Source organism: Rhodopseudomonas sp. WA056, from assembly GCF_010906995.1.
Taxonomy (GTDB): domain Bacteria; phylum Pseudomonadota; class Alphaproteobacteria; order Rhizobiales; family Xanthobacteraceae; genus Rhodopseudomonas; species Rhodopseudomonas palustris_G.
In genome coordinates, this window is sequence record NZ_QPFS01000002.1 from 27,841 (window position 1) to 51,007 (window position 23,167).

Below are 23,167 nucleotides of genomic sequence, written 5' to 3' on the forward strand. Positions count from 1 at the left end.
CCGCTCAGCGACCCGTCTTCACCCGGGTCCACAGCCGGTTGATGGTGCGCTGCGTTGCGGGATCGCGCGCGGTGATTACGAACAGCCGCGCCAGCGTCGCATCGTCCGGATAGATCGCCTTGTCGTTCAGCACCCGCGGATTGATGAACTCCCGGCTCGCCTTGTTGCCGTTGGCGTAGGACAGAAAATCCGAGTTCCGCGCCGCGATGTCCGGCCGATACAGGAAGTTGATCAGTTCGTGCGCTTCAGCGGCGTTCTTGGCGTCTGCCGGGATTGCCAGATTGTCGAAGAACATCTGCGCGCCCTCCTTGGGGATCGCGTAGCCGATCTCGACTCCGTTGTGAGCTTCGGCAGCGCGCGACTGCGCCTGCTTGATGTCGCCGGACCAAGCCACCACCAGGCAGATCTCTCCGGTCGCCAGCGCGTTCAGATACTCCGAAGAGTGAAACTTGCGGACCGACGGCTGCACCTTGCCGACCACCTCGGCCGCCTTCTCGAGATCGTCCTTGTTGGTGGAATTCGGGTCGCGGCCGAGATAGGTCAGCGCCGCGGGCAGAATGTCGTCGGCGGAATCCAGCATATGGACGCCGCACTCCTTGAACTTGGCCAGGTTCTCCGGCTTGAAGACCGCCTCCCAACTGTCGATCACGGCGCCCTCGCCGAGAATCCGCTTCACTGCGGCGACGTTGTAGCCGATGCCGGTGGTGCCCCACATGTAGTTGACGGCGAACTGATTGCCGGGGTCGTACAGCGCCAGCTTGCCGGTGACGAAATCCCAAGCGTTCTTCAGGTTTGGCAGCTTCGATTTGTCGAGCTTCTGGAACACGCCGGCGGTGATCTGACGCTGCAGGAAGTACGCGGTCGGCACCACGACATCGTAGCCCGACTTGCCGGCGAGCAGCTTGGTCTCCAGCGTCTCGTTGGCGTCGAAAGTGTCGTACACCACCTTAATGCCGGTCTCGCGGGTGAAGTCATCCAGGACGCCCGGCGCGACGTAGTTAGACCAGTTGTAGAAATTGACGGTGCGGTCCTGCGCCCGGCCAGGCAACGTGAGCGACACCGACAGAGCGATCCCCGCGCCCAGTGTCAGCACTCGCCGCCGCATCGTATCCCGCATCATGACATCCCTAGCGCCCGTGAACCGCATCCGACAGGCGCTCGAGGGCGGTGTCGAGCGTCCGATCGTTCTTGGCGAAACAGAACCGTACCACCGAAGTGACCGGCTCTTCCTCGTAGAACGCCGACACCGGGATCGCCGCGACCTTGTAATCGGTGACGATCCGCTTGCAGAACGCCTCGTCGGTCTCGTTGAGGCCGAGCGGCGACAAATCGACGGTGAGGAAATAGGTTCCCTGCGAGCGGATCACCGGAAAGCCGATGCTGGACAGCCCCTGCGCCAGCCGGTCTCGGCTGCGGGCGAGATCCTTGCGCATCCCCAGGAAGTAATCGTCGCTCTTGCCGAGACCGTAGGCGACGGCGACCTGCAGGTTCGGTGCGGTCGTGAACGCCAGGAACTGATGCACCTTGGCGGCGACCCGCAGTAGCTTCGGTGCGGCGCAGACGAAGCCGACTTTCCAGCCGGTGAGCGAGAAGATCTTGCCGGCCGAGCCGATCTTGATGGTGCGGTCGCGCATCCCGGGGATGGTGATCAGCGGAATGTGGCTGAGGCCGTCGAAAGTGACGTGCTCCCACACCTCGTCGCAGATCGCCACCGCGTCGAACTCCTGGCAGAACCGCGCCAGAAATTCGAGATCTTCGCGCGGATACACCACCGCGGCCGGGTTCAGCGGGTTGTTGAAGACGATCGCCTTGGTCTTGGCGTTGAACACCCGCCGCAGCGATTCCTCGGTGATTCGCCAATGCGGCGGCTCAAGCCGGACCAGGCGCGGAATCCCGCCAGCCTGGCGGATGATCGGAAGATAGGAATCGTACACCGGCTGAAACACGATGACTTCGTCGCCGGGCTCGACCACCGACAGGATGGCGCTCGCCAGCGCTTCCGTGGCGCCCGAGGTCACCATCACCTCGGTCATCGGATCGAGCTGGACGCCGTGCCAATGCGCGTAGTGCGTCGAGATCGCCTGGCGCAGCTCCGGCAGCCCCATCATCGACGGGTATTGGTTATAGCCGTTCAGCACAGCGTCGGCGGCGGTGCGACGGATGTCCTCCGGCCCCGGATCGTCGGGGAAGCCCTGCCCGAGATTAATCGCGTCGTTGTCGCGCGCGAGCTGCGACATCGCTTCGAACACGGTGACCGGCAGATCGGCGAAGACCTTGTTGCTCATCGGACGGACGTCATGATGCGGATCAACGGCCCGGCTTGGTCGGCAGACCGGCCGCCTTCCAGCCCAGGATGCCACCGGCCAGATGCCGGGTGTAGGGCAGCCCGGCAGACTGAGCGGCCAGCGACGCCGTCACCGAGCGTTTGCCGGAGCGGCAGGCGAACACCACCTGCTTGCCGTTTGGCTCAGGTATCGCCTTGGGGTCGAACGTCGACAGCGGTGCAACTACGGCGTCGGGATAGGCTTCCGCGGCGACCTCGTTCGGCTCCCGGACATCGACCAGCAGATAACGTCCTTCGGCGACGCCCTGCTGAACGTCCTGCGCCGTCAAATCTTCAACCTGGCCCACCACTCTCAGTTCTCCCGCGATCGCACTGCCCGGATCGATGAGCGCAACAACGAGCACCATGCTCGGCAACTGCGCCGCAAGGGTTGCGCCTAGCGTGAGGAAAATCAAGCTCCGCAGCGGGTTGGTGGTCATCTTCGCTGGATAAGCGAACCCGCGACGAAAATCATCGCCGATTTCGTCGCAGGCCAAACGGCCGCTACGGCTTCATGCCGGGCGGCAGTGCCGGGCTCTCGCGCATCAGCGTGATCGTCACCCGGCGGTTGGCGGCGATCGAAGGGTCTTCGGGGAACAACGGCTGGCTGTCCGACTTGCCGGTCACGGCGAAGATATGCGAGCCCGGCAACCCTTCCCGCTCGAGGATCTGGCGAACCGAATTGGCGCGGTCGGAGGACAGGTCCCAGCCGTTGTAGTCGCTGCGTTCCGGCAACAGGCCGGACGAGGTGTGACCGACGATCGAGATCCGCAGCGGCGTGGCACGCAGCGGCACGGCAAGACGTTGCAGCAGCAGGCGGGTGCGCTCGAACGGCACCCGGGAGCCGTCGGCGAACATCGAGCGGCCGTCCTGATCCATGATCTCGAGGTTGAGCCCCTGCTTGGTCTCCTCGAACATGATGTTCTTCGACAGTTCGGCGATTTCCGGCATGTTCTGGAGTGCCTGCCGCAGCGACGCGGAGGCCAGCGCGAACTCGCGATCCTCCTTGGTGTTGATGCCTTCGTCGCGCGTCACCTCGCCGGGCGACGGCTTGGCAGTCGACAGCTCCGGATTGACGTGTTCGGTATTCTTGACCTTGCCGCGGGTGGGCAGCCCGTCGTTTTCGATGATGCCGGAATAGCGCGCGTCGGACTGCACGCCGAACGCCTCGCGCATCGAGCCGGCGACGATCTTCAGTTTCTGCGTATCCTGGGTCGAAAACGCCACCAGCATGACGAAGAACGCCAGAAGCAACGCCATCAGGTCGGCGAACGTCACGAACCAGCCGTGACCGCCGTGTGCCTCCTCGCGCTTCTTCTTGGCCATCGCTCGCTATCCGGGATGCTTCGGCCGATTAAGCTGGGACGCTCTCGTTCTCTTCATGTCGATGCTTTTCAGGGAGATAGGCAAGCAGCATCTCTCTGACCAGCGTCGGGCTCTTGGAGTCACGGATCATCAGAATGCCGTCGATGATCAGCGTTCGATTGGTTTCCTCGTCGACCAGCTTGCCGTGCAGCTTGTCGGCGATCGGCAGACAGATCAGGTTCGCCACCACGGCGCCGTACAAGGTCGCGAGCAGCGCCACCGCCATGAACGGGCCGAGCTTGGACGGATCGGACATGTTGGAAAACATCTGCACCATGCCGAGCAACGTGCCGATCATGCCGAACGCCGGCGCGCAGTCGCCGATCGCCCGATAGATCTTCGAGCCTTCGTTGAGGTGCAGCAGGAAGTTGTCGCGGTCGCGCTCGAGATTGTCGCGAATGAACTCGATGTCGTAGCCGTCAGCGACGTAGCGGATGCCCTTGGCGAGGAACGGATCGTCGGCCTCGACCTTTTCCAGTCCCACGGGCCCCGACTTGCGGGCGATCTCGGCGATGTTGGCGAGTTCGTCGACCAGGTCACGTGCCGACAGATTGCTCATCGTGAACGCAAACTTCGCGCCGAGCGGAAGGCCGTGCAGCATCGCCGACAGCGGAAAGCGGATGAGCGTCGCAGCGAACGAACCACCGAAGATAACAATGACCGCATGGATGTCGTAAAACATCCCGAAATTGCCGCCCATCAGAATGAGCGAAGACACGACGGCAGCGCCCGCGGCCAGGCCCAGGAGTGTGGCGAGATCCATTCTTGTACTCCGACACGCACACGCACGCGCCGGCCCGCGCCGGCGGCGGCGCAGCGAATTCTGTGCTGCGCCGGCTCACCGTAAGCAGCCGCCATTAAAGACGCGTAAAGTTAACCGGGCGCTGGCGTGATTGCCGCCGCGGTAACCATGGCGCGCGGCAACGAGCTATTCACTTCTTCGGCGGCGCCCTGGTTATTCTCCGAGGCCGGAGGCACCGATGGCTGCGCCGACGGCGCGGTGCTGATCACCATGGCCGCGGGTTCTCCCGGCGGCTCACGCGCGCGGCGAACGCTTCAGTTCAGCCGCGCCGGCCGGTCGTCATCGCGTGGCACCGGGTCGTTGACCACCAGGGTCGGCTTTTGGCCGCCTCCCGAGGGGACATCAGCCTTGGCGGTCTGCGCGGCCGCGTTGCGCTGATGATCGCGATACGACCGCCAGCCGACCGGCAGGCTGAGCAGATAGAGCACAGAGCATGCCGACAGGATGTGCCACGGGTAGCCGATCAAAAGCGCGACAAACAGCACCACTGATACGAATACCGGCAGCACCATCTCGGGCGCCACCCGCAGCCGCACCGCCTTGCCCGAGAACACCGGCAACCGCGACACCATCAGGAACGCAATCAGGAGCGTATAGACGGCCGTCAGGACCGCAGGCGGGGTCGGAGCGCCGAGGAAGCCCATATAGACCGGCAGCAACACGGTGATCGCGCCGGCCGGCGCCGGCACCCCGGTGAAGAAATTAGCGGCGAAGGCCGGCTTGTTGGGATCGTCCATGGTGGCGTTGAAACGCGCCAGACGCAGCCCCCCGCTGATCGCGAACACCATCGCGGCGATCCAGCCGACATTGTTGAGGTCGTGGAGCTGCCAAAAATACAGGATCAGGCCGGGCGCGACGCCGAAATTGACGAAATCGGCCAGACTGTCGAGCTCGGCGCCGAATTTCGACTGGCCCTTGATCATCCGGGCGACCCGGCCGTCGATGCCGTCGAGCACGGCCGCGAACACGATGGCGGCGACCGCCAGCTCCATCCGGCCCTCGGTCGCCAGCCGGATCGCGGTCAGACCGGCGCAGATCGCCAGCAGGGTAATGACATTCGGCACCAGCAGGCGGACCGGGATCGGCCCGAACCTGCGCCGCGGCGTCTCAGGGGAATTCAGATCGAAAGGCATCGGTTTCGCTCTCGTCTCGGAACCACCATCCTGATCGGCCATCATGGCATCCTTCGGGCCAGTCCTGCGCGATCTTCAATCGGTCCGGAACGTCCGGCCGGCGTCGCTGCCCTTGAGGTCGGCCAGCACGGTTTCGCCGGCGAACGCGGTCTGCCCTTCGGCGACCAGCGGCTTGGTGCCCTCGGGCAGATAGACGTCGAGCCGCGAGCCGAACCGGATCAGGCCGAATCGCTCGCCGGCAACCAGAGGCTGCCCCTCGCGAACGAACGACACGATCCGCCGGGCGACCAGCCCGGCAATCTGGATCACGCCGATCTGGCCGTGTTCGGTGGAGAGCACCATCGAATTGCGCTCGTTGTCTTCGCTGGCCTTGTCCAGTTCGGCGTTCACGAACTTGCCCGGCGAATACACGATCCGCTCGATCCGGCCGGCCACCGGGCTGCGGTTCACGTGGCAGTTGAACACGCTCATGAAGATCGAGACCCGCGGCAGCGGCTTGGCGCCGAGACCCAGCTCCGGCGGCGGGATGATATCGACCACCATCGACACCCGGCCATCGGCCGGCGATACCACCAGCCCGTCGCGGACCGGGGTCGTGCGCGCCGGATCGCGGAAGAAATAGGCGCACCAGATCGTCAGCACGGTGCCGATCCAGCCGAGCGGCGACCAGATCCAGAACAGAATGAGGGTCGCCAGAGCGAAGCCGCCGACGAACGGATAGCCCTCCCGGTGAATCGGCGGGATCTGGGCGCGGACGGAATTGACGATGGACATCGGAGGTCCCCTAACTTCGAAAGCCTTTTGGCGGGCGCTGCAACACGATTACTCCGCCGCGGCAGAACTTGCCAGATCATCGTCGGGCTTGGTCCGCCGGACGGACGAATCCGGAGGAAGGTCCTCCGTCTCCTGTTGACGAATCGGCGGCTGTTCATCGCCGATCAGTGCCAGCCGCTCGCGCGCTTCCTCGGCCTCACGCTGCCTGTTCCACATGCTGGCGTACAGTCCGCCCGCGGCGAGCAATTGCGTGTGGGTGCCGCGTTCGGCGATCCGGCCCTGGTCGAGCACAATGATCTCGTCGGCGCTGACGATGGTCGACAGACGGTGCGCAATCACCAGCGAGGTGCGGTTTTGTGCCACACGCTCCAGCTCGCCCTGAATTTCGTGCTCGGTATGACTGTCGAGCGCCGAGGTCGCCTCGTCCAGCACCAGAATCGGCGGCGCTTTGAGAACGGTTCGCGCGATCGCCACACGTTGCTTCTCGCCACCGGACAATTTCAGGCCGCGCTCGCCGACCTCGGTGTCGTAACCTTTCGGCGACGCCTTGATGAAGGCATCGATCTGCGCGGTCTTGGCAGCCTCCTCCACCTCGGCGTCGGTGGCGTCCCAGCGGCCATAGCGGATGTTGTAGCGGATGGTGTCGTTGAACAGCACGGTGTCCTGCGGCACCATGCCGATCGCGGAGCGCAGCGAGGTCTGGGTGACGTCGCGGATGTCCTGACCGTCGATCGTAATCCGGCCGCCAGAGACGTCGTACAGCCGGAACAGCAGCCGCGAGATCGTCGACTTGCCGGCCCCCGAGGGTCCGACGATCGCCACGGTCTTGCCGGCCGGGACTTCGAAATTGAGGCCCTTCAGGATCGGCCGCGACGGATCGTAGGCGAACCGCACGTCCTCGAACCGAACGGTGCCGGCTTCGACCGCGAGCGGCTTGGCACCGGCACGATCCTCGACCTCCGGCTTGCGCGACAGCACCGCGAACATCTTCTCGATATCGATGATCGCCTGCTTGATCTCGCGATACACCATGCCCATGAAGTTCAGCGGCTGATAGAGCTGAAGCATCATCGCGTTGATCATCACGAAGTCGCCGACCGTGTTGGTGCCGTTGCGCACTCCGGAGGCGCACATCAGCATCGTCGCCGTCAGCCCGAAGGTGAAGATCACCGCCTGCCCCGCATTGAGCACCGCGAGGGACGTGTAGGTCGAAACGCTGGCGTCTTCGTAGTGCCGCATCGACTTGTCGTAGCGCTTCGCCTCGCGCTCCTCGGCGCCGAAATACTTCACCGTCTCGTAGTTGAGCAGCGAGTCGATCGCCTTCTGGTTGGCGTCGCTGTCGGAATCGTTCATGCGGCGGCGGATGCCGATCCGCCACTCGGTCGCCTTGTAGGTGTACAGCATGTAGAACACCACGGTGACCATCACGGTCGCGACGTAGCGCCAGTCGAACTGCCACAGCAGCACCGCCATCACCAGCGACAGCTCGATGATCGTCGGCACCAGTTGCAGGATCACCATCCTGACGATTACTTCGATGCCGAGCCGGCCGCGCTCCAGTACCCGCGTCAGCCCGCCGGTCTTGCGCTCGAGGTGAAACCGCAGCGACAGATCGTGCATGTGCACGAAGGTGCGATAGGCAAGTTTGCGGACCGCATGCATCGCCACCTTGGCGAACACGCCGTCGCGCCATTGCGTCAGCACCACCATCAGCGCCCGCACCAGGCCGTAGCTCGCGGTCAGCGCCAGCGGCGACGCGACCAGCCACAGCGTCCAGTTCGACGGCTCGATCGGCGCGGTATCGGCGCCGGTCAGCGCGTCGATCGCCCATTTGAACGTGAACGGCACCACCAGCGTCGCCGCCTTGGCGACGATCAGCAGCACGATCGACCACACCACCCGCATCTTCAGGTCCGAGCGGTCGCCGGGCCAGATATACGGCCACAAATGCAGCAGCGTGCCGCCGAGCGTCGCCTTCTGCGCCGTCGCGTCTTCCGGAATCGCGACAGGAGAGCCGCTGCTCGAATGCGAGTGAGGGTGAGCCATCAACAAGTGCCTGAGAAAAGTCCGAGGGCCGAATCCGGACTGGCGACCAAAGTGGTCCGCCGAGTCCGCCTGTCATATAGTGTTTCGTCTTCGCGGTGCACCCTGAAGCGGCGATTCTTTACGACATAACAGACTGTTGCAGGGACATGGCGGCGCCCCGTCTTGACGCTGTCATCGCACGGTGCCACATCCGCCCCATGAGCGAGATCAAGACCGTCTGCGTCTATTGCGGCTCCGGGCCCGGCAGCAATCCCCGTTTTCTCGAAGCCGCCACCGCATTCGGCAAGGAACTCGCCGACCATGGCGTCGGGCTGGTTTACGGCGGTGGCGCAATCGGGCTGATGGGCGCGGTGGCCACTTCGGTGCTCGATCACGGAGGCTCGGTCACCGGCATCATCCCCGGTTTCCTCAGCGCCAAGGAGATCGCGCTCGACCGCGTCTCCGAGCTGATCGTCACCGAGGACATGCACGAGCGCAAGCGGCTGATGTTCGAGCGCTCCGACGCCTTCGTGGCGCTCCCGGGCGGTATCGGCACGCTGGAAGAACTGGTCGAGCAGATGACGTGGCAGCAACTCGGCCGCCACACCAAGCCGATCCTGATCGCCGACATCGACGGCTTCTGGCAGCCGCTGCTGGAGTTGCTGGCGCACATGCGCGCCACCGCTTTCATCCGACCGTCGCTCTCGGTCGAAATTCTGAAAGCCAACGAAGTTGCCGAGATTCTGCCGATGCTGCGAGCCGCAGCGGCGCCCACGCCTGCGCGCGCGATGCCGCGTGAGATCGCCGAGAGGCTGTAGGCCGCAAGCGCCCTGCTGCTGTCGAGCTGCCGCTCACGATATCGGCTCGGGTACCAGGCCACTCGTAACGAGATACCTCACACCTTTCCGACAAACCGTTGCGATCTAAGGAGTCGGCCCGAGTTGAGGCGAGGCGGCGACGCGCCTAGCGTCGCACCGCAACAAACCTTGAATCGAGTCTGACATGTCCCATCCCCGCGGCGGCACCGCCAAGACCCTGGCTTTTCTCGCCGCCTCGGCGCTGATCGTGATCGGAGGTGCGGCGCTGTGGATGATCCAGCCGCCCGCCATCGACGCCAGGCTCGAGGCGGTCGCGGTCAAGGCCGATCCCGATCTGATCAAGCGCGGCGAATACATCGCGCAGGCCGGCGACTGCGTCGCCTGTCACACCGCCCCCGGCGGCACGCCGATGGCGGGCGGCCTCAAGCTCGACACGCCGTTCGGCAGCCTGTGGTCGACCAACATCACGCCCGATCGCGACACCGGCATCGGCAACTGGTCGTTCGGCGAGTTCGACCGCGCGATGCGCAAGGGCGTCGCCGCGGACGGGCACAATCTGTATCCGGCGATGCCGTATCCGTCCTACGCCAAGATCAGCAGCGACGACATGGTGGCGCTGTGGGCGTATCTGACCAAGGGCCTCGCGCCGGTGGCACAGGCCAATCGCGCGCCGGAAATGAGCTTCCCGTTCAACATGCGGATCGGGCTGGCGTTCTGGAACGTCGCCTTCCTCGATACGTCGCCGTTCAAGCCCGAGCCGAACCAGGACGCCGTGTGGAATCGCGGCGCGTATCTGGTCCAGAGCCTCGGTCATTGCGGCGCCTGCCACACCCCGCGCGGCATCGCCTTCCAGGAGAAGGCGATGAGCGACGCCGGACCGAACGGGCGCGATTATCTCGCCGGCGCCAAGGTCGAACATTGGAATGCGCTGAACCTGCGCGGGCTGTGGACCGTGCCTGACACCGTTCAGATGCTGAAGACCGGTCAGAACCGCTTCGCCACTGCGGCCGGCGGCATGACCGACGTGATCCGGCATTCGACCCAGCACATGACCGATCAGGATCTCACCGCGATCGCCACCTATCTGAAGGCGCTGCCGACCGACCGGCCGGCGCCGGCGGTCGCCGTGGCCGAAGTGCCGGCCTCCACCTACACCACACCCGGCGGACTCGGTTACACGCAATTCTGCGCCGATTGCCATCGCGGCGACGGCGCCGGGGTTCCCGGCGTGTTTCCGCCGCTCGCCGGCAACCCGACGATCGCGGCGAATGATCCGGCGACGCTGGTACACATCACCCTCACCGGCTGGAAGACGACTCCGACCGCGGCGTATCCGCGGGTGTGGACGATGCCGTCCTTCGCCCGCCTCGCCGATCGCGAGATCGCCGACATCCTGAGCTTCGTGCGCGCAAGCTGGGGCGGCGGCGGCGGCGCCGTCACCGTCGCGGAGATCGCAGCCGCGCGAGCCGCGCTCGATCCCAAGATCGACACCTCGCGGTTCGAGACGCCGCGGATCGCCGATATCCTGTCGCAGCCGAACGCCGAGCAGTTGGTGCGCGGGATGCGGCTCAACGCCGAGACCCACACGCTGCTGCCCAACCATGTCGGCAACGATCTGAATTGCAGCTCGTGCCATCTCAACGCCGGCACCGTCGCCGACGGCAGTCCGTATGTCGGCGTCGCGGCGTTCTTCCCGAGCTATGCGCCGCGTGCCGGCCGCGTCATCACGCTGGAGGACCGCATCAACGGCTGCTTCCTGCGCTCGATGAACGGCAAGCCGCTGCCGGTCGACGGTCCCGACATGAAGGCGATGGTGGCGTATTTCGACTGGATGCAGGGCTCGACCAAGCCGCAAGACAAGGTGCCGGGCCGCGGCGTCGGCAAGGTGGATCAGTCGCTGGTGCCCAATCTCGACAACGGCAAGGAGATCTACGTCGCCCGCTGCGCCGTTTGTCACGGCAACGATGGCGAAGGGCTGAAGGACGCAGCCGGTCGCGTGGTGTATCCGCCGCTGTGGGGACCGCGCTCGTTCAATATCGGCGCCGGCATGGCCCGGACCTACACGGCGGCCGCCTTCGTCAAGCGCAACATGCCGATCGCCAGCCACGACAAATTCCCGCTCGGCCAGGGTGAATTGACCGACCAGGAAGCGATCGACGTCGCCGCCTATTTCAGCCAGATGGACCGGCCCGACTTCGCCGGCAAGGTCAAGGACTGGCCGAAGGATCCGAAGCCGAAGGACGCGCGCTACTGATCGCCGCGACCGCTACGCGTCCCGTCATCGTGCCCCGAGCGTCGGCCCGGGGTCGAAGATCTTGCCGGGGTTGAGAATGCCCTTGGGGTCGAGAGCCTGCTTCAGCGTGCGCATCAGTGCGATCTCGTTGGCGCTGCGGCTGACATAGAGATACGGCTTCTTTTCCAGGCCGATGCCGTGCTCGGCCGAGACCGAGCCGTTACAGGCGGCGAGCGGCCGGTACACCAAGGCTTCGACCTTGGGCCGCAGCGCGAGATACTCCATCGGCTTGACCTGCACGACGACGTGCAGATTGCCGTCGCCGAGATGACCGAAGATCCACAGCCGGTGATCTCCGATCTCGCTGTCCAGCGTCTCGCGTAAGGTGTCGGCATAGCCTTCCATCGCGGCGATCGGCAGCGAGACGTCGAACACGATCGGCATGCCGCCCTGCAGCACTTGACCGACATCGTCGCGGAGCGCCCAGAACGAGCGGCAATCCTCTTCCGATTGCGCGATCGCAGCGTCGGCGATCAGCCCGGATTCCAGCGCCGCCTCCATTGCCGCGGTGAAGCGCTGGCCGTCCAGTTCCTGATCGGAGCCTTGGCTTTCGACCAGCACGTAGTAGGCGTGGTCCTGCCCGATCGGCGGCCGCCCCTTGGCGGGCGGGCTGGTGACCAGCCGGTAGAACGACTGCCACATCACCTCGAACGCCGACAGCGTGCCGCCGAGGGCGCGGTCGCAGTGCTTCAGGAACTTCGCCACCGCATCGAAGCTGTCGAGACCGACGAACGCCATGTTGGTGGCGAGCGGCTTTTCGCGCAGCCGCAGCACCAGCCGCGTGATCACGCCGAGCGTACCTTCCGAGCCGATGAACAACTGCTTCAGATCGTAGCCGGCGTTGTTCTTGATCAGATGGTTGAGCGACGACAGCACGGTGCCGTCGGCGAGCACCACTTCGAGGCCGAGGATCATCTCGCGTGTCATGCCGTAGCGGATCACACGGTTGCCGCCGGCATTGGTGGCGGCATTGCCGCCGAGCGTGGCGGTGCCACGCGAGCCGAGATCGAGCGGAAACGCCAGATCGTGTTTGTCGACCTCGTCCTGCAGCGCCTGCAGCGGCACGCCGGCCTGCACCACGGCGGTGCGCTGCTTCGGATCGATCTCCTCGATCGTCCGCATCCGCTCCAGCGACAGAATCACTTCGCTGGGCTCGGCATCGGCGCCGTGAACGAGGCCGGTCAGGCCGCCGTGGGTGACGACGTGAACACCATTGGCGTGGCACCAGCGCAGGATCTCCGACACCTGCTGCGTCGAGGTCGGCCGCACCAGCGCCGCGGCCTTCAGCGTATCGAACCGATAGGTGCCGGCGGAGCGCTTCGACAGCTCGGCGGCCTCGAGCACGCCGCCGTCGCCGACGATGGTCCGGAGTGTGCCGACGATATCCTGGGTCATCGGCCGCTCCCTCAGATCAAGGCTTCGATCAGCCGCGGACCGCGCTGGCTCATCGCCGAAGCGTATTGCGCGGAGAATTCCTCGGCGGTGGTGGCGCGGCTGGTTTCGACGCCGAGACCTTCGGCGATCTTCATCCAGTTCATTTCCGGATTGTGCAGATCGAGCATCGACAGCGCATTGGCGCCGGCGCCGGAGGCACCGACCCGCTGCAGCTCGATGTTGAGGATCGCGTAGGAGCGATTGGCGTAGATCACCACGGTGACATCGAGCTTTTCGCGCGCCATCGTCCACAGCGCCTGCATGGTGTACGCGGCGCCGCCGTCGCCGTGCGGACACACCACTTTGCGATCCGGCGCCGCGATCGCCGCGCCGATCGCCAGCGGCAGCCCCTGCCCGATCGAGCCGCCGGTCAGCGGCAGATGGGTGTGCGGCCGCGCCTTCGGCAGGATCATCTGGAACGGCAGCCCGGAGGTGTTGGCTTCCTCGGCGTAGATCGCGTGGTCGGGCGTCAGATGCGCAATCGCCTGCGCGACGCCGAGCGAATTGAGCTTGCCCTTCGGAAGATCGGGCAACACGAGCTGAGTCCGAGCCGCGGGCTCGGCCGGCGCGTCGACCGCGGCGGCGAGATCCTTCACCGCCTGCGCGCCATCTTCATGCGGCTGCGCCAGATAGTCGATCAGGCAACCGTCCGGCGCGCCCCAGCTCGGCTTGCCCGGATAGGCGAAGAACGACACCGGCGGCTTGGAGCCGACCAGGATCAGTTGCTCGACGTCCTTGAGGAACGCGGTGATCTGCTCCGAGAAATACGGGATACGCTCGAGTGGGACGCGGCCGGCACCGAGTTCGGTCTGCGGCGCGAAGGTGTCGCACAGCAGCCGGACCCCGGTCTTGGCCGCGACCCGTCCGGCCGCCTCCAGCGCATCGCCGAGCAGCGCCGATCCGCGCAGCAGCAGCGCAGACTTCTTGCCGTTTGAGAGCAGCTTGGCGATTGCCTCGACGGTGTCGGCCGCAACCTTGGCCGGGCCGATCTCCGGCAGCTTGTGCGCTGCGCGCGCCGCCGGATTCCAGGCGACGTCCGCCGGCATGATCAGCGTGGCGATGCCGCCCGGCGCCGCGCAAGCCGCCTGCACCGCGCGCGCGGTATCGCTCGCCACCGCCCCGGCGCTCTTGGATTCATGGATCCAGCTCGACACCGGCCGCGCGAAGCCGGCGATGTCGGAGGTCAGCGGCGCGTCGTATTGCAGGTGATAGGCGGCGTGGTCTCCGACGATGTTGACGATCGGCGTCGCGGCGCGGCGGGCGTTGTGCAGATTGGCAAGGCCGTTGGCGAGGCCGGGGCCGAGATGCAGCAGGTTCACCGCCGGCTTGCCGGCGATCCGGCCGTAGCCGTCGGCGGCGCCGGTGACCACGCCTTCGAACAGGCACAGTACCGGCCGCATCCCGCTGACCGAATCCAGCGCCGCGACGAAGTGCATTTCCGAGGTGCCTGGATTGGCGAAACACACCTCGACGCCGCAATTCACCAGCGTCCGCACCACCGACTGTGCGCCGTTCATTCCCTCACCCACCACGCGTCTTCCCCCTGCGGCCGGCGTCGACTGCGCCGGGCTATGATCTGTTTGGGGGATATGTTGTCAGTGGGATGCGGAGATGACAACCGCCAGGACAAAATTGTGTCGGCGGTCATGACCGGAAGCGGAGCCGACGAAGCAATTCAGAGCCCTGGCACTGGGCCTTGGATTGCCTCGCCTTCGGCTCGCAATGACGGGGAAAGGTACCTAATTCCCAGTCGACGTTATTCAGGCGGACAGCACCGCTTCGGCATCACACCGGCGCGTTCGACTGCACCAGCTTGTAGACGACCGAATCCATCAGCGCCTGGAACGACGCGTCGATGATGTTCGGCGACACGCCGATCGTGGTCCAGCGCCGGCCGTCCTCGTCCTCGCTCTCGATCAGCACCCGAGTGACGGCCTCGGTGCCGCCATTGAGGATACGGACGCGGTAATCGACCAGCTTCAGGCCCTCGATGTACTTCTGGTACTTGCCGAGATCCTTGCGCAGCGCGACGTCGAGCGCGTTGACCGGGCCGTTGCCTTCGGCGGCCGAGATCAGCGTCTCGCCGTCGACCTCGACCTTGATCACCGCCATCGCCACGGTGACGCGCTGGCCGTGCGAGTTGTAGCGCTGCTCGACATTGACGTCGAACTTATCGACCCGGAAGAACTCCGGCACGGTGGCGAGCGTGCTGCGCGCGAGCAGATCGAACGAGGCGTTGGCGGACTCGTAAGCGTAGCCGGCCGCCTCTCGTTCCTTCAGCTTCTCGACCAGACGCGACAGCCGCGGATCGTCGCGATCGAACTGGATATTGGTGCGCGCCAGCTCGGCCAGCACGTTGGACTTGCCGGCCTGATCCGACACCAGCACCTTGCGATGATTGCCGACCGACTCCGGCGGCACATGCTCGTAGGTCTGCGGATCCTTCAGCACCGCCGAGGCGTGGATGCCGGTCTTGGTGACGAAGGCGCTGCCGCCGACATAAGGCGCGTGCGGATTGGGGGCGCGGTCGAGGATGTTGTCGAGCGCGCGCGACACCTGCACCAGGCTCGCCAGCTTGTCGTCGGAAACGCCGATCTCGAACTTGTCGGCGAATTCTTTTTTCAGCTTCAGCGTCGGGATCATCGAAACCAGATTGGCGTTGCCGCAGCGCTCGCCGAGGCCGTTCAGCGTGCCCTGGATCTGCCGCGCACCGGCCCGCACCGCGGCGAACGAATTCGCCACCGCCTGCTCGGTGTCGTTATGGGCATGGATGCCGACATGCGCGCCGGGGATGTGCTTGACCACTTCGCCGACGATCGCCTCGACCTCGTCCGGCATGGTGCCGCCGTTGGTGTCGCACAGCACCACCCAGCGGGCGCCGGACTCATACGCCGCCTTGGCGCATTGCAGCGCGAACTCCGGATTGGCCTTGTAGCCGTCGAAGAAATGCTCGCAATCGACCAGCACCTCGCGGCCTTTTTCCTTGGCCAGCGAAACGCTGTCGCGGATCGAGGCGATGTTCTCCTCGTTGGTGGTCTCCAGCGCGACCCGGACCTGATACTCCGACGACTTGGCGACGAAGCAGATCGCATCCGCCTTCGCATCCAGCAGCATCGCGATGCCGGGATCGTTCGAGGCCGAGCGGCCGGGCCGCCGGGTCATGCCGAACGCCGCGAAGGTGGCGCGTTCGAGGTTCTGCTCGGCACCGAAGAAATCGGTATCGAGCGGATTGGCGCCGGGGTAGCCGCCTTCGACATAGTCGATGCCGAGATCGTCGAGCAGCGAGGCGATCAGCTTCTTGTCGTGCAAGGTGAAGTCGACGCCGTTGGTCTGGGCGCCGTCGCGCAGCGTGGTGTCGTACAGATAGAGACGTTCGCGGCTCATGAGGAGGCTCCGGGCGCGGCGGAATCCGCCAGCGATTTGGTCATCGTGGTGTTGGCGAGCCATTCGCCATTGATCGAGACGGTGTTGCGCTGCTTGGCGACGTAGCCACGCTTGGCGAAGAATTCGGCGGCATTGTCGCTGGCGTCGACGGTGAGGATCAGCGTGCCGCGTGCGCCGGCGAGCTTTTCCAGCGCATCGATCAGCGTCGCGCCGACACCGCGGCCGACGTAGTCGGGATGCACGAACAGCATGTCGATATGGTCGGCTCCCTTCAGCGAAGCGAAGCCGACCGGCACACCCTGCAGCGTCGCGATCAGCGTGAGCTGGCCGGCGAGACGCGCGGCGAATTTCGCGTCGTCGTCGGCCGCCGAGGCCCAGGCCTCCTGCTGCTCCTCGCTGTAGTCGTCCGCGGTGAGCTGCTCGACCGCCGCCACGAAGATCGCCGCGGTGACCGCCGCGTCCTCGGGCAGATACGGCCGCAGCGCCGGTCTTGCGCTGGTGCTCATCACCAGAACCCGTACAGCTTGAGCACCAGCGCCGTGGCGCCGCCGAGCAGCACGATCTTCAGCGCGATGTAGTACAGCCAGTGCTTCGGAAACGGCGTATCAGGCCGCCCGGTCGGCTTCTGCTCAGTCATCGCGCGATCTCCGTTGATAGTCTTGCTGCGACTGCAGTCACGCTCGTCATTCCGGGATGCGCTGCGCCAGCAGCGCAGACCCGGAATCCCGAGGTTGTGGCGACGAGATTCCGGGTTCGCCCGCTGCGCGGGCGCCCCGGAATGACGCGGTGAGGCACTGCATCGCCACACACCGACGTCATGCGCAAGCAGGCCAAGCCTGCGGAGCCGAAGCCCCTTCGGCGCGGCGAAGGCCCTCGCATCCATCGCAAGCACGCCAAGCGCCGTCATTCCGGGATGCGCTGCGCCAGCAGCGCAGACCCGGAATCCCGAGGTTGTGGCGACGAGATTCCGGGTTCGCCCGCTGCGCGGGCGCCCCGGAATGACGGGGTAAGACCTGCCACTCACCGCGCCAGCTCCCACGTCGTCACCGGCTTGCCGTTCTCGTCCTTGCCGTCCTTCAGCACCACGCCCATCGCGGCGAGTTCGTCGCGGATGCGGTCGGACTCTTTCCAGTCCTTGTTGGCACGGGCGGCAGTGCGGGCTTCGATCAGCGACTTCGCGGTCGCATCGAGATCGACCGGAGCGCGGACCACCGGATTGATCCCCAACAACTGCATCGCACCGCGGAGCTCGTCCGTCTTGCCGGCACGGCGCAGCGCGTGCAGCTCGGCAATCATCTTCGGCGTGTTGAGGTCGTCGGTCAGCGCGGCGATCACTTCGTCGCAACGTGCGGGCGTCGCATCCTTGGTGAACTCCGACCAGTCGAGGATCGCCTTCTCCGCCTCGTGCAGCGCGTCCACGGTCCAATCAATCGGCTGCCGATAATGCGTCTTCAGCATTGCGAGCCGCAGCGTCGCGCCATCCCACGACCGTCCGCCGAACTTCTCCGTCGCCAGCAGCTCCCTGATCGTGATGAAGTTGCCGAGGCTCTTCGACATCTTCTCGCCTTCGACCTGCAGGAAGCCGTTGTGCATCCAGGTTTGCGCCATCCGCTCGGTGTGGAAGGCGCAGCAGCTTTGCGCCACTTCGTTCTCGTGGTGCGGGAAGACCAGATCGATGCCGCCGCCATGGATGTCGAAGGTCTCGCCGAGGTGCTTCCACGACATCGCCGAGCACTCGATGTGCCAGCCGGGGCGGCCCGGCATGGCGATGCCGGCCGGCGACGGCCACGACGGCTCGCCGGGCTTCGACGGCTTCCACAGCACGAAGTCGGTGGCGTCGCGCTTGTACGGCGCGACATCGACGCGGGCGCCGGCGATCATCTCGTCGAGCGAGCGGTTGGCGAGCGATCCGTAGCGCGGCAGCACGCCGTTGGCGGCGTTCATCGCGCTCGGAGAGAACAGCACGTGGTCCTGCTCGACATAGGCGAAGCCGCCGGCGACCAGCTTTTCGATGATGCTGCGCATCTCGCCGATATGCTCGGTGGCGCGCGGCTCGACGGTCGGCCGCAGGCAGCCGAGCGCATCGACGTCGTCGTGGAATTGCCGCTCGGTCTGCTCGGTGACCTTGCGGATCGCCTCGTTCAGCGGCAGACCGGGATAGTCGCGCGCGGCGCGGTCGTTGATCTTGTCGTCGACGTCGGTGATGTTACGGACATATTTGACGTGGCCCTCGCCATAGAGATGGCGCAGCAGCCGGAACAGCACGTCGAACACGATCACCGGCCGGGCATTGCCGATATGGGCGAAGTCGTAGACCGTCGGGCCGCAGACATACATCCGCACATTGGCCGGATCGATCGGCGCGAAGGCGCGCTTCTCCTTCGTCAGCGTGTCGTAAAGGCGCAATTCCATGGATACCCGTCCCCTGCGGCCGGGCGTCCAGTGCTCTCGATAGGAGAAAAGACGGCCTCAGCCAGCGTGTCAGCTAGCTAATAATCTCGCAGCGAATGCAAATGGCGAGGAAACCGTTCATCGCCGCACCATGGCGACCGGCCTTAAATCCGTCAAGTCCGTCGATCGCCGGAGGACGTTGTTCTTTCCGGCCTGTTGTTCTTTCCGGCCCTCAGTGCGGCGCCCGCGCCCGCACCAATGGTCGTGCCCCGCTTTCCGGGGGGTCATCGCCGCCGCCCCGCTCCCGAGAACCGCCCGCTCCGGCCGATCTTGGCCATGATCGGCGTCCGGCCCACGATACCGCCACCATGGTTAACGTTTTTTAACCCTTTTCAGGGTACGGACGGGGGTCATCCTCTCGTTCCTGGTGCTGCACCATGAAACTGATACCTGCCTTCCTTGCCGGCGCGGCGCTGCTTGCGACGTCGGCGGCTTATGCCGACAGCCGGGTGTTCATCGTCGCCAACCAGCCGGACGGCTACGGCATCGACCTGTGCCTCGCCCGCAGCGAAAAATGCGGCGCCCCGGCGGCGGCGGCGTATTGCCAGTCCCGTGAATTCGCCCAGGCGGTCGCCTATCGCCGGGTCGACCCGGACGAAATCACCGGCGCAGTGCCGAAAACGAACGGCTCGGCCTGCGCCCAGGGCGTCTGCAACGAATACGTCGCAATCACCTGCCAACGCTGACCGCGTCCCGACCGGCCGGCTGCCGGTGGCGGCTTCGCCACAGAGACGCCCCGGAAACGACGTGACCCTGCCGAAAGAAGCGGCTAAGAACCGGGCGTCGCCGCGGGCTCAACGGGAGCTTTCCGCGGCCCGATCGTGCGAATTTGTCGAGGTGATTCGGCGGATCGCCGACGTCATCCCCCGTTCGGATTGCTGAATGCCCGACATGTTCGACTCCGCGACTCGTTTCCGCATGTTCGCCGGCGCTGTCGCACTCGCCGCATCGACGCTGTCTTCCGCCGCGCTCGCCCAGCAGGGCTATCCGCCCCCGTCCGGCTACAACTCGCCGGGCTATCAGCAGGCGCCGCCCGCCGGCGCGCAGGGCGGCCAGCTCAACCCGCTCTGTCCGCGGCTGGAAGCACAGCTCGCCTCGATCGACCGCGGCAGCATGGATCCGGCCCGCTCCGACCAGATCCGGCGCTTCGAAGACGCCGCCGCCCGCCAGCAGGCCGAGCTCGACCGCGTCGGCATGCAGGCCAAGCGGATGGGCTGCGAAAGCTCCGGATTCTTCTCGCTGTTCAGCGGCCAGTCGGCGCAATGCGGTCCGGTCAACAACCAGATCCAGCAGATGCGCGGCAATCTCGACCAGATCAACTCGTCGCTGGAGCGGCTGCGCAGCGGCGGCCCCGGCGGCAACGATCGCGAAAGCCAACGCCGCGCGGTGATCCAGGCGCTGGCGCAGAACAATTGTGGCCCGCAATATGCCGCGGCCGCGCAGCAGAGTGGTGGCCTGTTCAACAATCTGTTCCAGGGCGGCAACACCGCAGCACCGGGCATGCCGGGCACGGACTACGGTAGCACCGAGGGCGGCACGTTCCGCACCGTCTGCGTCCGCACCTGCGACGGCTATTATTTCCCGATCTCGTTCGCCACGGTGCCGAGCCGGTTCGGCGACGACGAGAGAACCTGCAAGAGCCTGTGCCCCGCCTCCGAGGCGTCGCTGTACGCGTATCGCAACCCCGGCCAAGACATGAATCAGGCGGTGTCGATCAACGGCCAGCCCTACACCTCGCTGCCGAACGCGTTCCGCTATCGCCAGGAATTTAATCCGTCTTGTAGCTGCAAGCAGGCGAACCAGACCTGGGCCGACGCGATGAAGGGCGTCGACGACCGCTCGGCCGCCGAGCACGGCGACATCATCGTCACAGAAGAGAGCGCCAAGAAGCTGTCGGCGCCGCCGGCGCAGCGCACCTCGGCCAAGGGCGGCAAGGCCGCGCCCGCGACCGCGTCCAATCAGCCGGATCCGGGCGCCCCCGCGACCGATCCGAGCAAGATCCGCACCGTCGGTCCGAAATTCTACCAGACCCCGCCGAGTGCGCAGTAGGCCGCGATCAGCGCCGCCTCATAGCCCATCGGAGCTATAGCCTGCCCCGACCGTCCTCCCCTAGCCTTTCGCATCGCGTTGCGGCTCGGGAGGACAGATGCGGATCATCGTGGTGGGCGGCGGCATCGCCGGCATGGGCGCGGCGGATCGGCTGCGTGAAGCCGGCCACGACATCGTCCTGCTCGAACAGGACACCGAAGCCGGCGGCCGCTGCCGCTCAGTGCAATGGCACGGCGTCTGGGCCGTCACCGGCGCGTTCGCCTTCCTCGGCGCCGAGACCAATCTGACCGACCTCGCCCGCAAGCTCGGCATCGATCAGCCCGATGGCATGGTCGACCTCACCGCCGCTCATCAATGGAACGTGCTGGTCGAGCGCAAGCGAACCGTGGCGTTCGGCGCCTTCGACCTGATCAGCGCCGCGAAGCATCCGGCGATTCCACTGCTCGAAAAAGCCAAGCTGCTGGCGACGCTGCCGAAGCTGGCGCAGGTGGCGGTGGCCGGCGATCCGCACGACATCACCACCGCCGCGGCGCTCGACGACGTCAACGCCTGCGAATACTTCCGACGGTTCTCGCCGACCTTCGTCGATTACTTCCTGGAGCCCTGCGTGGCGATGTTCTGCGGCTACGGCGCGGACGACTACTCGCTCGCCTGGACGGCGTGGAGCACCGCCGGAAGACTGTCCTGGTCCGGCGACCAGATCTGGAGCTTCAAGGAACGCGGCGCCGGGCGGATCACCTTCGAGCTCGGCCGCAGCCTCGCCGCCGACCCCAGGGTCGAGGTCCGGCTCGGCTGCCACGCGGCCGAGGTCCGGCATCACGCAAGCGGCGTCGAGGTCGACGTCGTCGCCCAAGGCCGCGCCGAAACTGTCCGCGGCGACGCGGTGGTGATGGCGGTGCCCGGCAACAAGGTGGCGGCGCTGATGCCGGCGCTGGACGCCGAGCGGCACGCGTTCTTCGACGCGATCGACTATGCGGGCCATCACATCGTCTACTATCTGCTCGACCGCCCCAAGGGCGATCTGCTCGACACCTACGTGCTGCCCGCCGCCGACGGCTTCCGCCGCACCGGCAATCTCCGCTTCACCGACATGGGCAACGGCACCACTTTCGCGCATTCGCAGTGGAAGGATTGGGGCTGCCGCCAGCACGCCGGCGCCAGCGCCGCGGAGTTGCTGACGATCGCCTGGGCCGACGTCGTCGACGCGCTGCCGCAGCTCGCCGAAACGCGCGTCATCGACAGCTTCATCTCCCAGCAGCCCGACGCGATCTGCAAGCGGCCGAAGGGCTACATCGGCAAGCTGCGCCGCTTCCGCGATCTCGGCCCGCTGCCGCGGGTGGCGTTCTGCGGCGACTATCTCACCAACAGCACGGTCGGACAGGCGCACTGGTCGGGATTGACGGCCGCACAGGAGCTGATGGCGCGGATCTGAGCGAACGCCCGCAGCGCGCGGCGATCAGCGCGGCTCACCGGACCGCGCATTCCACAGCGCGCTCAGCTCGGTGCGATTTCGCACGCCGGCCTTTTGCAGCACCGCGCGCATCTGGTTCTTGATCGTCCACGGGCTGGTGGCCAGCATCCGGGCGATCGATTTGTTGGAATGGCCGGCCGAAGCCAGCGCCGCGACCTCGCGCTCGCGCGGCGTCAACGCATACAGCGGATCGTTGCCGGCACAGAGCGGCACCGTCGCCGCGCCGCTCGCGATGACGCCATGATACGCCATCTCCAATAGCGGCAGTAGCGCCATCGCCAGCCCGCGGTCACGCTCGTCGAAATCGCCGTGCCCGGCGTCGCGCACCAGACTGAGCGCGCCGACGATGCGGTTCTGCCCGCGCAGCGCCATGATCAGCACGAAACCGGAGCCGCTGCCCGTCAGCAGCGGCTCGCCGGGGAGCGCCGCGCGGCGGGCCGCCGGCAGCAGTTCCGACAACCGCACCACGCCGTTGTCCGACGCTTCCCGATCGAGCCAATCCCGGATCGGATCGCGCGCCCTCACCTCGGCGCAATAGTGCGCCTGGCACCACGCCGGCCAGTTGACGAAGTACATGTCGCCCGGCCGCCCGCACCGCCGATCGGCCAGCACCGCACGCGACGCCCCGAACACCGGCCGCAGCGACAACATAGCCGCCTCGGCGAACGCCGCCGGCGTAGCGCGGTGAAGCAGATCGGGGGCGATGGCGGTCGGGACAGGAATCGTCATGCGCGGCTCGCTGGGATCGGAAGGCGTGGCGGTCCCGATCGCGGGGCGACGGCGCCTTCTGGTGGCGATACGCCTATCAAATCGGCTGCCGGCCAACGGGGCAAGCCAGCTCTCGA

General features: G+C 66.0%; 20 protein-coding genes and 1 pseudogene. 5 read left to right on the forward strand and 16 right to left on the reverse strand.

The window, feature by feature from the left end; genetic code table 11:
- Nucleotides 1-4: 4 nt before the first annotated feature.
- From DU475_RS00795 to DU475_RS00830, 9 genes and pseudogenes are all read right to left on the reverse strand, one after another.
- Nucleotides 5-1,120: a polyamine ABC transporter substrate-binding protein gene (locus DU475_RS00795; protein ID WP_142882398.1), complete on the reverse strand. Its 1,116-nt coding sequence runs from the start codon at nt 1,118-1,120 to the stop codon at nt 5-7.
- A 7-nt stretch (nt 1,121-1,127) separates the two neighbouring features.
- Nucleotides 1,128-2,285, reverse strand: a complete 1,158-nt coding sequence (locus tag DU475_RS00800) for an aminotransferase (RefSeq protein ID WP_164630114.1) — start codon at nt 2,283-2,285, stop codon at nt 1,128-1,130.
- A gap of 22 nt (nt 2,286-2,307) precedes the next feature.
- The gene (locus DU475_RS00805) at nt 2,308-2,634 is read right to left on the reverse strand and encodes a rhodanese-like domain-containing protein (RefSeq protein ID WP_164630205.1); all 327 of its coding nucleotides are present in this window, start codon (nt 2,632-2,634) and stop codon (nt 2,308-2,310) included.
- A 193-nt stretch (nt 2,635-2,827) separates the two neighbouring features.
- Nucleotides 2,828-3,649 carry an OmpA/MotB family protein gene (locus DU475_RS00810; protein WP_013503184.1) on the reverse strand — a complete coding sequence of 274 codons (822 nt, stop codon included), beginning with the start codon at nt 3,647-3,649 and terminating at the stop codon, nt 2,828-2,830.
- Between the two features lie 28 nt (nt 3,650-3,677).
- Nucleotides 3,678-4,451 (reverse strand): motility protein A, encoded by a 774-nt coding sequence (locus DU475_RS00815; RefSeq protein WP_013503185.1) that lies wholly within the window; start codon nt 4,449-4,451, stop codon nt 3,678-3,680.
- A gap of 110 nt (nt 4,452-4,561) precedes the next feature.
- Nucleotides 4,562-4,702 carry a hypothetical protein gene (locus tag DU475_RS24000; protein ID WP_205524156.1) on the reverse strand — a complete coding sequence of 47 codons (141 nt, stop codon included), beginning with the start codon at nt 4,700-4,702 and terminating at the stop codon, nt 4,562-4,564.
- 42 nt (nt 4,703-4,744) lie between these two features.
- Nucleotides 4,745-5,623, reverse strand: coding sequence for a CDP-diacylglycerol--serine O-phosphatidyltransferase (pssA, locus tag DU475_RS00820; RefSeq protein WP_041807971.1), 879 nt, complete (start codon nt 5,621-5,623; stop codon nt 4,745-4,747).
- Between the two features lie 75 nt (nt 5,624-5,698).
- Nucleotides 5,699-6,400, reverse strand: a pseudogene (locus tag DU475_RS00825) (phosphatidylserine decarboxylase); the annotation flags it as partial.
- Between the two features lie 45 nt (nt 6,401-6,445).
- A complete protein-coding gene (locus DU475_RS00830) occupies nt 6,446-8,443 on the reverse strand; it encodes an ABCB family ABC transporter ATP-binding protein/permease (RefSeq protein WP_164630116.1) in 1,998 nt (665 codons plus the stop codon).
- Nucleotides 8,444-8,640: 197 nt separating this feature from the next.
- Between DU475_RS00830 and DU475_RS00835 the strand changes: the two genes are divergently transcribed.
- The gene (locus DU475_RS00835; protein WP_013503189.1) at nt 8,641-9,240 is read left to right on the forward strand and encodes an LOG family protein; all 600 of its coding nucleotides are present in this window, start codon (nt 8,641-8,643) and stop codon (nt 9,238-9,240) included.
- A 184-nt stretch (nt 9,241-9,424) separates the two neighbouring features.
- Nucleotides 9,425-11,494, forward strand: coding sequence for a c-type cytochrome (locus DU475_RS00840; protein ID WP_164630117.1), 2,070 nt, complete (start codon nt 9,425-9,427; stop codon nt 11,492-11,494).
- 24 nt (nt 11,495-11,518) lie between these two features.
- On the opposite strand, the gene DU475_RS00845 is transcribed toward DU475_RS00840, so the two are convergent.
- The 6 genes from DU475_RS00845 to cysS form a co-directional block, all read right to left on the reverse strand.
- Entirely contained in the window at nt 11,519-12,928 is a 1,410-nt protein-coding gene (locus DU475_RS00845; protein ID WP_164630119.1) for an FAD-binding oxidoreductase, read from the reverse strand.
- A gap of 11 nt (nt 12,929-12,939) precedes the next feature.
- Nucleotides 12,940-14,484 carry an acetolactate synthase large subunit gene (locus DU475_RS00850; RefSeq protein WP_164630121.1) on the reverse strand — a complete coding sequence of 515 codons (1,545 nt, stop codon included), beginning with the start codon at nt 14,482-14,484 and terminating at the stop codon, nt 12,940-12,942.
- A 268-nt stretch (nt 14,485-14,752) separates the two neighbouring features.
- Nucleotides 14,753-16,351: a citramalate synthase gene (cimA, locus tag DU475_RS00855; RefSeq protein WP_164630123.1), complete on the reverse strand. Its 1,599-nt coding sequence runs from the start codon at nt 16,349-16,351 to the stop codon at nt 14,753-14,755.
- The gene (locus tag DU475_RS00860) at nt 16,348-16,857 is read right to left on the reverse strand and encodes a GNAT family N-acetyltransferase (RefSeq protein WP_164630124.1); all 510 of its coding nucleotides are present in this window, start codon (nt 16,855-16,857) and stop codon (nt 16,348-16,350) included. Before DU475_RS00860 ends, cimA begins: the two co-directional genes overlap by 4 nt.
- The gene (locus DU475_RS24430; RefSeq protein WP_013503195.1) at nt 16,857-16,988 is read right to left on the reverse strand and encodes a hypothetical protein; all 132 of its coding nucleotides are present in this window, start codon (nt 16,986-16,988) and stop codon (nt 16,857-16,859) included. Before DU475_RS24430 ends, DU475_RS00860 begins: the two co-directional genes overlap by 1 nt.
- A gap of 383 nt (nt 16,989-17,371) precedes the next feature.
- Entirely contained in the window at nt 17,372-18,763 is a 1,392-nt protein-coding gene (gene cysS, locus DU475_RS00865; RefSeq protein WP_164630126.1) for a cysteine--tRNA ligase, read from the reverse strand.
- 416 nt (nt 18,764-19,179) lie between these two features.
- On the opposite strand from cysS, the gene DU475_RS00870 reads away from it, so the two are divergent.
- The 3 genes from DU475_RS00870 to DU475_RS00880 all read left to right on the forward strand — a co-directional run bounded on the left by DU475_RS00870 (nt 19,180) and on the right by DU475_RS00880 (nt 22,283).
- On the forward strand, nt 19,180-19,488 hold the full coding sequence (locus tag DU475_RS00870) for a hypothetical protein (protein ID WP_164630128.1): 309 nt from the start codon (nt 19,180-19,182) through the stop codon (nt 19,486-19,488).
- 196 nt (nt 19,489-19,684) lie between these two features.
- Nucleotides 19,685-20,851 (forward strand): DUF2865 domain-containing protein, encoded by a 1,167-nt coding sequence (locus DU475_RS00875; RefSeq protein ID WP_164630130.1) that lies wholly within the window; start codon nt 19,685-19,687, stop codon nt 20,849-20,851.
- Between the two features lie 97 nt (nt 20,852-20,948).
- Nucleotides 20,949-22,283 (forward strand): FAD-dependent oxidoreductase, encoded by a 1,335-nt coding sequence (locus tag DU475_RS00880; RefSeq protein WP_164630132.1) that lies wholly within the window; start codon nt 20,949-20,951, stop codon nt 22,281-22,283.
- Between the two features lie 24 nt (nt 22,284-22,307).
- Here DU475_RS00880 and DU475_RS00885 read toward each other — a convergent pair whose 3' ends face one another.
- The gene (locus DU475_RS00885) at nt 22,308-23,051 is read right to left on the reverse strand and encodes a helix-turn-helix transcriptional regulator (RefSeq protein ID WP_246700201.1); all 744 of its coding nucleotides are present in this window, start codon (nt 23,049-23,051) and stop codon (nt 22,308-22,310) included.
- Nucleotides 23,052-23,167 lie beyond the last annotated feature (116 nt).